Raw genomic sequence first — 14,144 nt, 5'->3', positions numbered from 1 at the left:
TCGGATTGCATCGAAGATGCAATCCGGGTGAGGGGGACTCTCCACGATCTCAGTGCGTGGAAGGTCCCCCTCACCCCGACCCTCTCCCCGCAAGCGGGGCGAGGGAGCGCACCGCGAGCGGCGCTCGATCCGCGGTCCCACACCCACATCCTCAGATCGCCTTGATCTTGAAGAACGCGAACACGACCATCTTCAGCAGCATCCAGCCGTGGCGGAAGCGGGAGATCTGGGTTTCGCCATAGCTGCGCGCAGCGTAGCGGATCGGCAGGTCGATCGATTTCAGGTTCAGCTTGGAGGCGCCGAAGATCAGGTCGAAATCGCCGAACGGATCGAAATCGCCGAAATAGGCCTTGCCGGCCTTGAGCCTGACATAGTCGCTGCGGCGGAGCACCTTGGTGCCGCAGAGCGTATCGGTGTAGCGCTGGTTCAGGAGCCACGAGAACAGATAGGAGAAGGTCTTGTTGGCGATGAGGTTGAGGAACCGCATCGCGCCCTCGTCCATCGGATAGACCAGGCGCGAGCCGTTGATGAACTCGCCCTTGCCGGAACGCAGCGCCTCGAAGAATTTCGGCAGTTGCTCCGGCGGCATGGTGAGGTCGGCATCGAGGATCATCAGCACGTCGCCGCGCGCGGCGTCGAACGCGGTGAACACCGCGTCGGCCTTGCCCTTGCCGGGCTGGCGCATCAGCTTGATGTCGTGATCGGGGAATGCCGCGCGCACCCGCTCCATCTCCTCATAGGTGCCGTCCTGGCTGTGGCCCTCGACGAAGATGATCTCGACGTCGTTGCAGAACGCCGCGATGCGCCGGACCGCCGGCTCGATGTTGCCGCGCTCGTTGCGCGCGGGGATGACGACGGTGGCCGAGCGGACGTCGTCGCTCACGCGGCGCAGCGAACGCGACACCAGATAGTGCCGCAGCGCCAGCGCGCGCAGGCCCGGCAGCACGCTGAGAAAGCGGTTGGCGAAACGGCCGAAGCCGTAGAGCCGCAGCGGCGAGAGCACGCGCTGCTCTGACTTGACGGGATCGAAATCGGCCAGGTGCGCCAGGCTGCGCAGGTCGGCTGGCGACAGCACGTTCTGCTCCGGCTGCGGCATCCGCAGGCCCAGTGCTTCCGCAGCCTTCAGCAGCGGATACCAGAGGTGCGAGAAGTAGCCGATGACGAGTCGCGTCTCGCGCGCGCACAGCGGGTGCAATTGCTCGATGAACTGCTGGCAGTCGTCGAGCGAACCGATGGTGTCGAGCACCAGAATGACATCGAACGGGCCGGTGGCGGCGGCGAGCGTGGCCGGATCCTCCGCGTCGCCCAGAATGAAGGTCAGCTCAGGATGCCGGCTGCGGGCGATCTTGATCTGCTTCTCGCTGAAGTCGATGCCGACGCCGTAGGACGGCGCGAGCGATGCCAGGGTATCGCCGAGGCCGCAGCCGATCTCGAGCACGCGGCTGCCCGGCGGGATCAGGAAGCGCAGATAGCACGCGTCCTCGCTGTGAAAGAACGCCGCCTTGTCGCGCCAGCTGGCGCGCGCATCGGCGAAATCGTTGGCATGGTCGAGGATGGCCGCCTTGCGCGGTGACAGCGCCTTCGTTGCCGACGACGGGGTTGCGGCAACCTGCGACCGCTCGCGTTCGTCCTGCCGGACCTGCTCGTCCAACTCCGCCACCTGATACCACCCCTGTTAGGAACTACGTCCTTCTAGGCCAGCCCGGTTGGGCGGAGTCAAGGCGGCGGCAGAGAAGTCCTCCGCTCTGTCGGCATCGTGGCGCCCCCGCTCTGACGCGCGACGGAAACGAGCAGACATCGGCCAGCCACAATGAGGCCGCCGCGATCGTTCGCGCCGCATGCTTCCGATCTTTGCATCTCATTCGCGCTCGCAACTAAGCGGGCGCGGGAAGACCGGCGACGCTGGACCGCCGTTGCCAGATTGGCGCCGGCACCAGCGGCTTGAGTGCCCGCGCGCCTGCCTTCGCGGGGCACGGAAGCACCTGACGAGCCCGCCGTCGCGGCTCCCCCTCCTATCAACCCGGCGACGCACCGCGATCGAGAAATGCCGCTGCGCTCACCGCCGGCAGCAGAACTTGTATTTCTTGCCGCTAGCGCACGGGCATGGATCATTGCGGCCGACCTTCGCGGTGGCAGCCGCCCACTTCGGCTCCGTGACGACGGCTCGCGCGTCACCCTCGACGAAGCGCCAGGCACCGTCGGCGTCGCGGCGGAACTGCGAGACCTCGTGGTGCTCGATGGTCTTGCCAGCCTCGCGATAGCTGGCGACGAAGCTGACGACGCCGTCGGCGTCGCCGGGCTGGCCGCGGACCGACGAGACGATGCGCAGGCCGAGCCATGTGGCGCGTGTCGCCCAATCCTTCGCGGCTACCGCATCGAACGCACCGCGCCGGTCGGCGGCGAGCGTCGCTTCGACATAGCCGATGTCGCCGCGCGTATAGGCCGTGTAGCGCGAGCGCATCAGCGCCTCGGCGGTCGGCGGCTGATCGTCACCATCGAGATAGGGACCGCAGCAGCGATCATGGGGAAGACCCGATCCGCAGGCACATTGCATGAGACGACGACAGAGCTCCTTTTCCGAGATCCCACCATAGCCCGTTGACCAGCGCGCGGCACCCTGCGTTCGTCCACCGAACAAAGAGCTCGTCACCTCCGGTTGTGACCGCAAAGACGCAGTTCTCCGTTGCCGGCGAGCTGACATCCCGACGACGGCCCGGCGTGGTTTCGAAACCGGCGAATCCGTGTTAACCATTGGTTAAGAACAAGGGTGTTGGGCGCACGGCTGACCGGCCCGGCCCCGCGCGGACCAGAACCTTCCGGGCGCCGCCTCATTACGTGGCGCTTGTGACCGCAAGCCCTCCGCATCATCGGCGGATCAGGGCGCGTGAGACGCCAACGATTTCTTCGCGCGACGCCAGCCCGGCCGCAAGAACGAAGGCCCGCCTCGAGGCGGGCCGCTGCCCGATTCCCGATCAGACGTGCACCCGATGCCGGCGCGAGACGCGCTGCGTGCAAACGCAGCGTCGCGCCCATCACTACCGATTGGAGCAGCCCCGATGGCTGATGAGTCCGTAGTCGCATCCATCATTCCCTGGCAGCAGCCGAAGACGGCCAAGCCGCGTCCAAAGCGGGCCAAGGTGGTCAAGCCACGCCCACGGCCCCGAGCCGACAAGGCCGAGAAGGCCAAGATGGCGGCGCTCGATGACGAGATGCTCGCGTCCGAGACACTGATCATGCCGGACTTCCTGGAGCTCGTGAACGAGCCGGCGAAGTCCTCGGCCGCAGCCGAGCAGCCGCGCACGGAAGCAGCCGCGAGCGCCGCCGCAGCGGCGATCCCGGCTCCAGCCACGCCGGCGACGATGACACCGCGGGAGACGCCAGCAGTGATCGAAGGCGAGGTCGTCGCGACAACCGCGCCGGCTGCTTTGGCCAAGGCCGCGACCGGGCGCATCACCGCCTCGTCGGTCCTGCTGCAGCTGGCCGCACTGGCGCTGGCCGCGGTCGGCATGGCCATGAACGGCTGGTTCGCGCATTCGCTCGGCTCGAACAGCACCGCGGGCTACATGTTCCTTGCGGTCGGCGTCACCGCCGACCTCGTCGCGCTGGTGATGCCGACCTGCGCCGCACGGCTGTGGCAGGCGCGGCACCGCGCCTCGGCTCTGGCCGGATGGGCGGTGTGGGTGATGACCTTCGTATTCGCGGTCACCGCCGGCATCGGCTTCGCCTCGACCAACATCAGCGACGTCACCTTGGCGCGCGCCTCGCGGGTGACGCCCGCGGTGCAGGCCGCGCAGACCGCGCTCGCCGATGCGATGACCGCGCGCGACCGCGAGTGCAAGGGCGGCGTCGGCAAGTTCTGTCGGGAGCGCGAGGCTGCGGTCGCCGAGCGTCGCCAGGCGCTGGATGCGGCGATGTCCACGGTGAGCCAGACCGCCGATCCGCAGACCGAGGCCGCGATCAAGCTGGTCGCCTGGGTGTCGCGCGGCGCAATGAAGCCGTCGGCCGACGATTTCGTCATGCTCCGCCTGATCCTGCTGGCGCTGCTGCCGCAGATCGGCGGCATCCTGCTGATGGTCGGGCGGAAGGTGTGAGGCTCCCGTTCGCAGCCGGCGATTGTTTCGCCGGGGTCGGCTCAACGCTTGCTGCGGCCGCGTGACCGCTGCGGACGATGCGCGGCGCGCCACGCGCTCTCGAGCACGGAGCGCAGGCGAGTGGCGTCGACATCGGCGAGCGACACGGTGGTCCAGCCCTGATCACCCCATTTGTTCGGCACCCGGCGAAACACGCCGGGCTGCAGGCCGGCATGGTGCTCCTGCTCGTCGGGCGTGAGCAGGACGTTGGCGGATGCGCCATCGGCGGCGAGGGTCGCGAAGGTCCGGTGCAGCTTGAACGCGGTGCGATCGAAGTGAGGCGCCGCGGTCGTTCCGGCGAACGACAGGGCGAGAGCACGAAATTCGTCACCGGTCATCTCGACGCGCCTCGTGTGATCGTATTCGAACGATAGGACTAGCACCGGCCATGGCGGTCCGCCATACGGCGGACGTCGCGCCCTGCACGCAAACGTGAAGCCCCGGCACACCAGCTCTTGATGCAGGTCAAAACTATACGACCTCGTTTCTATATGGCTTGTCGCAGGATGGATCAGAGGAGAGCAACCATGCCGGCACAGAGCACGATGCAGGTCTACCTGAACTGGGCCAGGGAGCGCCTCCACGAGATGGATGCCGCGCTGGAGTCGCTGGGGGTCAAGGCAGCCGAGGTCGAAGCAGCATCCAAGGTGAAGACCGAGGAGATCATGGCGGACTTGAAGAAGCGTCGCAGCGACCTCGAAGCCCTGCTCAAGACGCAGGCAGCGGCCGGCGAAGCCGCGTTGGCCAGCGCGAAGACCGAGCTGGACGCGCACTGGGCTGGATTCGAGGCGCAGATGAAGGCCTATTTCGACGCCGCCGGCAAGCAGGCCGCCCAGCAGCAGGCGACCTTCAAGGACATCGCCGCCGCGCAGGCGACGGCATGGCGGGAGTCGGCTGACAGGTTTCGCGAGGCGGCGACCAAGGTGACGACGGTCGGCACGACCGATCTCGACGCCGTGCTGAAGCAGCTCAAATCCGACGCGGCAGAGGCCGGTGCCCATCTCGAGAAACTGAAACAGACAGGCAGCGAATCCTGGTCGGTGCTCAGCGCCGCCCTGAGCGAATCCCGCAAGGCGTTCGATCAGGCCAATCAGGCGGCTTGGAATGCGTTGAAGGGGCCGGGCGGGAAGAGCTGAGGGCGGTACGGCCAGAACGCCGCGATCCATCATGGGGCGGCGGCGCGAAACGCGACGCGCCCCGCAGCCAACGGATGGACGAAATGTGACGGGGTCGAGCGAAGCCGCAGCACTGCCCCCCAGGACAAGGCTGCCAGCGCGAGCGGACAGCGCCGCTCGGACTCACTCCCTGATCGAGTCACTGCTTGAAGCAATGGCGGCGATGCCATTGCAGAAAGTGCGGGTGCGGTCGATCTCGGGCGCGGTCCGGAGCGAAAGCAACCCTGGACTGATTGATGAAGCCACGGATACGAGCGATGTCGTTGACGTGCCGAGAGACCAGGATGGCGAGATCATCGTCAAGGCTGATCAATCCTCGATCGAACATCCAATGGACCGTTCCCGACAAGGCCAGCCCGTTTTGCACGAGGTCGGGCCCATTGGCCTCGACAGGGCGAATATGGGCCGCATTCACTTCGGCACGTCCGCCGCCGTTGATCAGTTTCAGCCCGGTGATGGCGCAACGTTCGCCATAGGCTCGCAGTACGATCTTGCGGAACAGGCGATCTCGGGCGATACGCGACGTCAGACGTTGGATGCGATCGCGGAGCTGTTCCGACACCAATGGCGTTTGATCCTCTTCAAACCCATTAAGGGGGTGGCCGGTCTCCGGTATACGCGGCAACAAGGCGTCTCGATCATCCAGACCGCGCTCAATGATACGCTGAAAGTCCTCCGGCGAAATCGGCCGCACAGCCGCCTGCGCCCGGCCCGAGATCTTGCCCGTCTCATTGAGCAGGCCCCGCTCGACCGGACCGTTCCGCTCGCTGAAAGGAACCGGGCTGACGAATTCGAGGTATGAGCCGGGCTGAATGAGCGCGAGATACATATCGGGCGCCTTCGGATCTGGAATGATCCGCTCGACCCGAGCGATCGCGAAATAGCCGCGCGTTCCAAGCACTTTCGTCGGCTCTAAGTAGACAATCCAATCTCCGACGCTGCCCTGCGCGCGGCCGAGATATTGTTTGGGAAATTGGTACCGCGCCGCCGGACTATCGTCGTAGATCGAATCAGTCCGATGCATGAAGACGCAGTAGCTCATGCACGCAGCTTAACTGAGCGACTCGGACGGAAGCAAATATGGTAGCCAGCCGAGATCGCCGTGTCGCTGCACTTAGGAGTACGACGCTGGACGTCGATGCACGACGCCGCAACCGGCTTGGGCCGTGCTCGAAGGACCCATAGCCGACGTCGAACCAGGCGTCCGTCAGCCTCGCTTCGAACTACCTGGCGGTGGCGCGCCGCTCACGCCCGGACTGATCGCGAGCGTGGTGCCGGCGGCACCTCCCGCTTCATAGGCCGCCGTCGACACCATCCGGCTCGTGCTGCGCGCCGACCGCAGCTTCAGATCGAGCTTGTCGAACTCGGCATCGACCACCGAGGTCTTGAGCACGACCAACCCGCGGCCGCTGCTCTGGTTGACCTGATCCCGGGCCGCCTTCATCGCCACCAGGCGGTCGGCGATCGACACCACCATGCCGAGGGCGAAGGAGGCATTGGCGAGATGCCGGTCCTGGTGCCGGAACCGGCGGTACTCGGCCGAGGTCTTGTAGCGGCCGAGTTCGGCGCGCACGGCGTTGTCGATCAGCTCCGCCAGGTAGTGCGCAACCTCGACATCCGCGGGGAGACCGAAGAACACATAGCTCGCTTCGCCGGCCGGATTCTTCTCGCGCCAGACCCGGCAATCGCAGAAATGCGCGATCGCGCCGATGCAGTCATCGAGCGGAATGCGCTTCTTGCGATGGGTCTCATAGACCTTGCGCTCGCACGCCGACGCCCGCAGCTCGAGGTCGGACAGCGACAGGTCGTGGCGATCGAGCAGTTCGGCGACCTTGGCGGCCGCGGACAGCGCCTCGTCCTCGGTGCAGCCATTGGCGATGGTCTTGGCGCGCAGCGCCTGAATGCGGGATTTCAGCTTGTCGAGCGCAACAGGATCGGAAGCGGCAGGATCGAACGTCTGGCTCACCGCTCAAGGCCCATGACAAGCCCCGCCGGGAGGTGGCCGAGGGAGGAACTGGCGGAGAGGGAGGGATTCGAACCCCCGATAGGCTTGCACCTATGCCGCATTTCGAGTGCGGTGCATTCAACCACTCTGCCACCTCTCCAGGCGCAAATCAGGGGCGAGCCCCCGGGTCGGGCGTCGTTCTAGGGCACGATGCGGGGGGTGACAAGGCAGCCGGTCGAAATTTTCCCGGGGCTCGCGCATGCGCGCGCCATTGCGGTCCGCTCGGGGAAGCGGACCGCACGCGGCGGCTGAACGGCTACACCGCTCGGCCCCGCGCTCCGAAGGCCCCAGACTGACGCGGGCCTTCGAACCCGCTGGTCTGCGCCGCGCTCGTCAGCGGAACAGGTCGAAATGGTAGTTCAAGCCGAGCCGCACGGAGTGAATCTTGGCCGCTCGCCAGTCCGGCAGATCGTCGTGCTTGAGGTCGGTGTAGAGGTATTCGAGCTTGGCCGACCATTTCGGCAGGAACGCCCATTCGGCGCCGCCGCCCGCGGTCCAGCCCATCTTCATCTTGTGGGTCGGCCCGTCCTTCAACTCGCCGGCCGCAAGTCCCGCCGTACCATACAGCCACAGGCGCTGGTCGAGCACCGCGATGCCGGCGCGCGCGCGGCCGGAGGTGAGCCAGGGCATGCTGACGGCCGGATTGACGAGGTCGGCCTTGCGCGAGAGACCGGTGAATTCGAGATCGTTCTCGATGCCGACCACGAACATCGGCGAGATCTGGTAGTTGTAGCCGGCCTGCAGGCCGCCGATCACGCCGGACAGCTCACCGCCATTGGCGCCGGCGGCGTTCGTGAAGGAGTCGTTTCCGGTGAAGGCGCCGCCGACATTGGCGCCGGCATAGAAGCCGGTCCAGGAAAACGGTGCCGGTGCGGCGGCATAGGCCGGCGCCTTGTAGGTGGTCGCCGCCAGGTCGGCTGCCTCTGCCCCGCCGAGGCCCAGCGTCGCCGCCGCCACCGCAGCCATCCAGCCTCTCGCCCGTCTGATCATCATGTCCTCACACTCCACCCGGCGCGAGATTGCGCCGTCAAATCCCACCCCATTTGGGATGTCCATTTATAAACCGACTAGACGGTTTGTAAATGGACTTGATTGATACCGACGACGATTTCTCCTGCCGTTGCGGACGCGGCGGCTGGCGACGGAGGCCAGGAGACAAAGGTGGGACCGCCGTACGCTGACACATACCGGCGGTCCCGTGTCGCTACATCTTGGGGAAACCGACGGAAGAGACGGGGGTCAATCCGGCCGGCCTGAGCGACGCCGGCGACCCTGAGCCATCTGCGCGTGCATCGCAATGCGAACCGTTCCTTAACCTAACCAGTCAAGGTTACCGGGTTCCAGGCCATCCGACTGGTTGTACGGCGGTTTTCCGCACGTCCGGGAGCGCGAAGGCGCCATGCTGCAGCGCAGCATGCACCCCCCCCCTCCGGACCGCCGAGAGACATGGTGCGGCCGCGCCAATGCTCAATCCTTCTTCTTCTTGGCCGCCTTCTTGTCGTCGGCCTTGTCCTCCTTGGCCTTGTCGTCCCTGTCTCTGCGGCCGTTCTCCTTGCGGCGGTTGGTAAAGCGGGCATTGCCCAGGCCGGTGCCGATGGTCAGCACGCCCCAGCGCTCGAACTCCTGCATGAACGGCACCTCGGAGAGGCCCTGCACGACGCCGTCATTGTGCATCAGCACCGCGGTGTCGTGATCACCGATCATCGGGATCGCCTCGACCAGGCTAGCCGGCAGGTTGAACTTGCTGCTCTCCCAATTGCCCGGCAGGTTCTGTGCGCCCTTCTCGATCGAGCCGTCCTCGTTGATGACGCCGGGACAAGCGATGCCGATGAAGGGCGCCAGCCGCAGGCCCTCGGCGTCCGCCTCCTCGATCAGCTCCTTCAGCATCTTGGCGAGCCGCTTGACCGCACCTTCCCGCGTGGGTTCGTCATCGGCATGGCGCCAGAGATCGGACTTCCACACCGACGCTTTCGACAGGTCCGGGGCCTTCTTGCGCGCGGTCTCGACCACGCCGCAGCGGATGTTGGTGCCGCCGATATCGACCGCCAGGATGCTGTCATGGGCCTCGAAGATCCAAGACGGCGCCAGATGCAGTGCGCCGATCAAGCCGGCATCGTCGGGATGGTAGCGGATCGGCTCCAGCTCGACGCCAAAACCCTCGTCCTTGAGGATGATCTCGGTGCGCGCGATCGCGAGCTCGCCGAGGCGAGAGTCGCGAAAGCCGCCGCCGACCACGATGCATTCGGTCTTGGCCCAGGCCTTGGTGCGCAGGAAGCGCCGGGTGACGTGGGCGAGCTCCTGGGCGAATTCCTCGATCGCGGAGTGCACCACGGCCGAGGCCTCGGTGTCGTCGCCGACCAGGATGGCGTCCAGCGCCTTCTTGCTGATGGTCTCGCTGTCCTCGTCGCCGAACGGATCCTTGCCGGATTTGCGCAACGGCTTGCGCCAGCGCTCCAGGATCTTGCGAAAGGCGCCCTTGGAGGCGCGGTCGCCGAGGAAGCCGTCCTCGTCCTTGAGCTCGATGTTGAAGCTGTCGATCTCGACCGTCGGCAGCCGCGCGGCGCCGTGGCGGGCGATGCCCGTGGTGGTCATGACGTCGTCGGCCATGCGATCCTGCCCTGTTGTGCATTGGGTCCGGACAACGGCGGAGGGAACAGTTGGTTGCGGGTCCGGTGCGCCGGGTCGAGCGAATGGCGGCCGGGGGTCGGCGGGGCCCGGGCATCCCGTCCGAGCGGCAACCGGCCATTCACCTTGACTCGCCGGCTCACGCCGCTATAAGCGCCCGATCGACCGGCGCGGGCGTTCCTGCGCCGTTTGTCGTTGCGCCCTTTCTTGAGGCCTCAAAGCCTCGGGCGCGACTTCCGGCTCCAATCGGGCCGGACCACATGAACCATAACGACTGAACAAGAAGCCGACCCGGAGCCATCGCGCTCTGAGGCCGGGATCGAACACGAAGGATGAGAACGATGTTCGCAGTCATCAAGACCGGCGGCAAGCAATACCGCGTCGCCCCGGATGATGTGCTCGAGATTGGCAAGATCGACGGTGAGCCCGGAACGATCGTGCAGCTGAACGAGGTGCTGGTGGTCGGCGGTGATACGCCGGTGCTGGGCATCCCCGCGGTGGCCGGCGCGTCCGTGGCCGTCGAGGTGCTGGACCACAAGCGCGGCCCCAAGGTGATCGCGTTCAAGAAGCGCCGCCGCAAGAATTCGCGCCGCAAGCGCGGCTACCGGGACGAGCTGACCTTGATCCGCGTCTCGGAGATCCTGACCGACAACGCCAAGCCGACCAAGGGCCCGCGCCCGAAGAAGGTCAAGGCGGAAGCCCCGGCGGCCGACGCCGCCGAGTAAGCGTGCCGGCGCGCGTCTCGCGCGCCGCACCGGCTTGACCTCATCGCGCGTGGATTTTTCGTCCGCGCAGGTTGCAAATGTGAATGATCCCTTAGCGGAATCGCGCTAAAGGTGATCGCAAGAGATCGGAGACGAGCGATGGCTCATAAAAAGGCAGGCGGTTCATCCCGCAACGGACGCGACTCCAAGGGCAAGCGCCTCGGCATCAAGGCGTTCGGCGGCGAGCGCGTGATTCCCGGCAACATCATTGCGCGTCAGCGCGGCACCACCTGGCATCCCGGCCTCAACGTCGGCATGGGCACGGACCACACGATCTTCGCGAAAATCGAGGGCGTCGTCGAGTTCCATGACCGTGCCAACCGCACGTTCATCTCGGTACGTCCGGTACTCGCCGAGGCTGCTGAGTAGAATACGGTGGAACAATTCGCGTCCGCCGGGTCCTGACAAACCGGCGGAGCGCCAGATGGCTCCAGGGGAGGCGGGACAACCGGCCTCCCCTTTTCATTTTCGCTGATCAGTTGATCCCGAAGCGTCGATGGAGCCCGACATGCTGCAGGACATCACCACTCCCACCTTGCGCGAGGCGAGACCTTGCGTCCTCGAAACCTCCCGGCTGACGCTGCGTGCGCCGGTGCTCGCGGACGTGACAGCCATCGCCCGGCTCGCCGACGACCGTGTTATCGCCGAGAATACCCGCCGCCTGCCGCATCCCTATTCGGAGGTCGATGCCGCTCGCTTCGTTCGCGCGCTGGAACAGACGGGTGAGACCGCCTTCCTGATCGAGCATCTGGACACGCCGATCGGCATGGTCGGGATCAATCGAGCAGCAACGGGCCGTGCCGAGCTCGGCTACTGGCTGGGCGTTGCGCATTGGGGCCGCGGCTTCGGCACCGAAGCCGCGCGCGCCGCGATCGACCATTTCTTCGAGACGAGCGAGGACAATTCGCTGATCGGGCACGCCCGCGTCAGCAACCCAGCCTCGCGCAACATCCTGGAAAAGTGCGGCTTCCAATGGACCGGCGTCGAGCTGCACCGCTTCGAGGTGATCGGCTCCTCCGCCCCGGTCGACGCCTTCCGCCTGACCCGCGGCGTCTGGTCCTCGCTGAAGGCCTGGGCCAATGCGGGGCGGCGGAGTTAGGCCGGGCCACCCTCCCCGCCTCACGTGTCGCTTCGCTCCGCGTGAGGCGACCCTCCCCCTCCAGGGGAGGGTCGCATCTCAGGCCGGCGGATTCACCGCACCCTGGCCCTGCCCCAGGCTGCGCTCGCGCAGATAGATGTACAGCCCCGCGCCGATGATGATGGTGGCGCCGATGATGGTGGCGGGATGCGGCACGTCACCGAACACGACGAAGCCGAACAGCACGGCCCAGACGATCATCGTGTACTGATAGGGCACGACCACCGAGGCCGGCGCCAGCTTGAGCGAGCGGTTGACGCAGAACAGCGCGGTCACCGAGATGAGGCCGGCGGCGGCGAACAGCACCAGGCTGCCGGGCGTCGGCGTCACCCAGCCGAACGAGGACATCGCGGCGCCGAGCAGGAAGGTCCCGACGAACTGCGACGACGCCATCACGATGTCAGGCGTCGATCGCAGCGAGCGCGTGATCAGCATCAGCACAGCGAACGACAGACTGCCGCCGAGCGCGATCAAGGCCGGCAGGCTGAAGGTCTGCGCCGAGGGCCGTAGCGCGATCAGCACGCCGCAGAAGCCGATCAGGATCGCGGTCCAGCGCCGCCAGCCGACATGCTCGCGCAGCACCAGCGCCGACAGCGCCGTGACGAAGATGGGCCCGGCGAGATAGTAGGTGATGACGTCGGCGAGCGGCAGATAGACGGTGGCGAGGAAGAACGCCGCGACCTCCAACGTCGACAGGATCACCCGCACCAGCTGTAGCCAGGGACGCTCGAGCTGCAGAAAGGCGGCCCGGTTGCGCCAGATGAACGGCGCGAGCAGCAGCAGCGCCGCACAGGCGCGCAGCCACAGCAGTTGGCCGACGGCATAGGTCGACACCAGGAACTTGCCCAGGGCATCGCCGAACGAGAACATCGCAATCGACAGCAGCATCAGGCCGATGCCGGCCAGCCGCGCCGAGCGCTCGTCGTTTGCGGTGGAGATTCGGGACAGCACGCTCATGATGGGGTGCCTTATCAGTCCATCCTGACTGGCTCCAGCCCTTCCGCTGAGAGCGTAATGCAGCCCTGCCGCAACCCCTGCGCAACGCTTGTCCAAGTCGTGCGCAACGCGGGTTTACCGATCGAAATTAAGGCTCCGGGCCGAATTAGGCCCATTCCGCGGTTGCCGTAGGGGCCCGCCTCGCCTACGTAAGGCCCATCATGAAATTCCTCGATGAAGCCAAGGTCTATGTGCGCTCCGGCGACGGCGGCAACGGTTGCGTTGCGTTCCGGCGCGAGAAGTTCATCGAGTTCGGCGGCCCGAACGGCGGCAATGGCGGCCGCGGCGGCGACGTCATCATCGAGGCCGTCGACGGCCTCAACACCCTGATCGACTACCGCTACCAGCAGCATTTCAAGGCCCAGAGGGGCGGAAACGGGTCCGGCAAGGACTGTCATGGCGCCGGCGGCAAGTCCGTGGTGCTCAAGGTTCCCGTCGGCACCCAGATCTTCGACGAGGATCGCGAGACGCTGATCCACGACTTTACCGCGGTGGGCGAGCGCTTCGTGCTGGCCGAGGGCGGCAATGGCGGCTTCGGCAACGCCCATTTCAAGTCGCCGACCAACCGGGCGCCGCGCAACGCCAATCCCGGCCAGCCCGGCGAGGAGCGCTGGATCTGGCTGCGCATGAAGCTGATCGCCGATGCCGGCCTGGTCGGCCTGCCCAATGCCGGCAAGTCGACCTTCCTGTCCAAGGTCTCCGCCGCCAAGCCGAAGATCGCCGACTATCCGTTCACCACGCTGCATCCGCAGCTCGGCGTCGTGAACGCCGACGGCCGCGAGTTCGTGCTGGCCGACATTCCCGGCCTGATCGAGGGCGCGCATGAGGGCGCCGGCCTCGGCGACCGTTTCCTCGGCCATGTCGAGCGCTGCCGCGTGCTGCTGCACCTGGTCGACGCCACCTGCGAGCATGCCGGCAAGGCCTACAAGACGGTGCGGCACGAGCTCGAAGCCTATGGCGGCGAGCTGACCGACAAGGTCGAGATCGTCGCGCTGAACAAGATCGACGCGGTCGACCCGGACGAGCTGAAGAAGCAGAGGGACCGGCTGAAGCGCGCCGCCAAGAAGACGCCGCTGCTGATTTCCGGCGCCACCGGCGAGGGCGTCAAGGAAGCTTTGCGCAAGCTCGCCGACGTGGTCGGCGAACAGCCTGTATCCCTCAAGGCCAAGAGCACGACCGAGAGCGCCGCGACCGAGGAGCCGTGGGCGGCCCCAACGTCACCGCAGGGTTGAACTGAAGCCAACCTTGCCTCGCAGGCCCTCGCTTGCGACACTCGCCGCCATCCATCAACACTTGAGCCCCGTCCCGTGC

At 66.4% G+C, this 14,144-nt stretch carries 14 protein-coding genes and 1 tRNA gene; 6 read left to right on the top strand and 9 right to left on the bottom strand.

The window, feature by feature from the left end; all coding sequences use genetic code 11:
* Window positions 1–151: 151 nt before the first annotated feature.
* Together QX048_RS17870 and QX048_RS17865 are read right to left on the bottom strand one after the other, a co-directional pair.
* Window positions 152–1,660, bottom strand: a complete 1,509-nt coding sequence (locus QX048_RS17870) for a bifunctional class I SAM-dependent methyltransferase/glycosyltransferase family 2 protein (RefSeq protein WP_316200566.1) — start codon at window positions 1,658–1,660, stop codon at window positions 152–154.
* A 396-nt stretch (window positions 1,661–2,056) separates the two neighbouring features.
* Window positions 2,057–2,554: a YchJ family protein gene (locus QX048_RS17865; RefSeq protein WP_316200565.1), complete on the bottom strand. Its 498-nt coding sequence runs from the start codon at window positions 2,552–2,554 to the stop codon at window positions 2,057–2,059.
* Window positions 2,555–3,056: 502 nt separating this feature from the next.
* On the opposite strand from QX048_RS17865, the gene QX048_RS17860 reads away from it, so the two are divergent.
* The gene (locus QX048_RS17860; protein WP_316173346.1) at window positions 3,057–4,091 is read left to right on the top strand and encodes a hypothetical protein; all 1,035 of its coding nucleotides are present in this window, start codon (window positions 3,057–3,059) and stop codon (window positions 4,089–4,091) included.
* A gap of 41 nt (window positions 4,092–4,132) precedes the next feature.
* Here the strand turns inward: QX048_RS17860 and QX048_RS17855 are convergent, their stop codons facing one another.
* Window positions 4,133–4,468, bottom strand: coding sequence for an MmcQ/YjbR family DNA-binding protein (locus tag QX048_RS17855; protein WP_315825789.1), 336 nt, complete (start codon window positions 4,466–4,468; stop codon window positions 4,133–4,135).
* A gap of 189 nt (window positions 4,469–4,657) precedes the next feature.
* On the opposite strand from QX048_RS17855, the gene QX048_RS17850 reads away from it, so the two are divergent.
* Entirely contained in the window at window positions 4,658–5,266 is a 609-nt protein-coding gene (locus QX048_RS17850; RefSeq protein ID WP_316173650.1) for a hypothetical protein, read from the top strand.
* A 178-nt stretch (window positions 5,267–5,444) separates the two neighbouring features.
* Here QX048_RS17850 and QX048_RS17845 read toward each other — a convergent pair whose 3' ends face one another.
* The 5 genes from QX048_RS17845 to QX048_RS17825 all read right to left on the bottom strand — a co-directional run bounded on the left by QX048_RS17845 (window position 5,445) and on the right by QX048_RS17825 (window position 9,917).
* Entirely contained in the window at window positions 5,445–6,347 is a 903-nt protein-coding gene (locus tag QX048_RS17845) for an HNH endonuclease (protein ID WP_316200564.1), read from the bottom strand.
* A gap of 165 nt (window positions 6,348–6,512) precedes the next feature.
* Window positions 6,513–7,271 (bottom strand): DUF2786 domain-containing protein, encoded by a 759-nt coding sequence (locus QX048_RS17840; RefSeq protein ID WP_315715956.1) that lies wholly within the window; start codon window positions 7,269–7,271, stop codon window positions 6,513–6,515.
* 49 nt (window positions 7,272–7,320) lie between these two features.
* Window positions 7,321–7,410: transfer RNA gene (locus QX048_RS17835), tRNA-Ser, on the bottom strand.
* A 233-nt stretch (window positions 7,411–7,643) separates the two neighbouring features.
* Window positions 7,644–8,303: an outer membrane protein gene (locus tag QX048_RS17830; protein WP_409998630.1), complete on the bottom strand. Its 660-nt coding sequence runs from the start codon at window positions 8,301–8,303 to the stop codon at window positions 7,644–7,646.
* A gap of 474 nt (window positions 8,304–8,777) precedes the next feature.
* On the bottom strand, window positions 8,778–9,917 hold the full coding sequence (locus QX048_RS17825) for an ROK family protein (RefSeq protein ID WP_315750655.1): 1,140 nt from the start codon (window positions 9,915–9,917) through the stop codon (window positions 8,778–8,780).
* A gap of 359 nt (window positions 9,918–10,276) precedes the next feature.
* On the opposite strand from QX048_RS17825, the gene rplU reads away from it, so the two are divergent.
* The 3 genes from rplU (at window position 10,277) to QX048_RS17810 (ending at window position 11,798) form a co-directional block, all read left to right on the top strand.
* On the top strand, window positions 10,277–10,660 hold the full coding sequence (gene rplU, locus QX048_RS17820) for a 50S ribosomal protein L21 (RefSeq protein WP_315715953.1): 384 nt from the start codon (window positions 10,277–10,279) through the stop codon (window positions 10,658–10,660).
* Window positions 10,661–10,798: 138 nt separating this feature from the next.
* On the top strand, window positions 10,799–11,068 hold the full coding sequence (gene rpmA, locus QX048_RS17815; protein WP_315750651.1) for a 50S ribosomal protein L27: 270 nt from the start codon (window positions 10,799–10,801) through the stop codon (window positions 11,066–11,068).
* A 139-nt stretch (window positions 11,069–11,207) separates the two neighbouring features.
* The gene (locus tag QX048_RS17810; RefSeq protein WP_316173383.1) at window positions 11,208–11,798 is read left to right on the top strand and encodes a GNAT family N-acetyltransferase; all 591 of its coding nucleotides are present in this window, start codon (window positions 11,208–11,210) and stop codon (window positions 11,796–11,798) included.
* A 78-nt stretch (window positions 11,799–11,876) separates the two neighbouring features.
* Here QX048_RS17810 and QX048_RS17805 read toward each other — a convergent pair whose 3' ends face one another.
* A complete protein-coding gene (locus QX048_RS17805; RefSeq protein ID WP_316200563.1) occupies window positions 11,877–12,794 on the bottom strand; it encodes a DMT family transporter in 918 nt (305 codons plus the stop codon).
* 200 nt (window positions 12,795–12,994) lie between these two features.
* Between QX048_RS17805 and obgE the strand changes: the two genes are divergently transcribed.
* Complete coding sequence (obgE, locus tag QX048_RS17800; RefSeq protein WP_316200562.1) at window positions 12,995–14,065, top strand: GTPase ObgE; 1,071 nt, start codon at window positions 12,995–12,997, stop codon at window positions 14,063–14,065.
* The last annotated feature ends 79 nt before the right edge of the window (window positions 14,066–14,144 follow it).

Origin of the sequence: Bradyrhizobium sp. SZCCHNS30572 (assembly GCF_032484415.1) — a bacterium.
Classification (GTDB): domain Bacteria; phylum Pseudomonadota; class Alphaproteobacteria; order Rhizobiales; family Xanthobacteraceae; genus Bradyrhizobium.
Note: the sequence above shows the minus strand (reverse complement) of the source record. Positions and strands in the feature narration are given on the sequence as shown.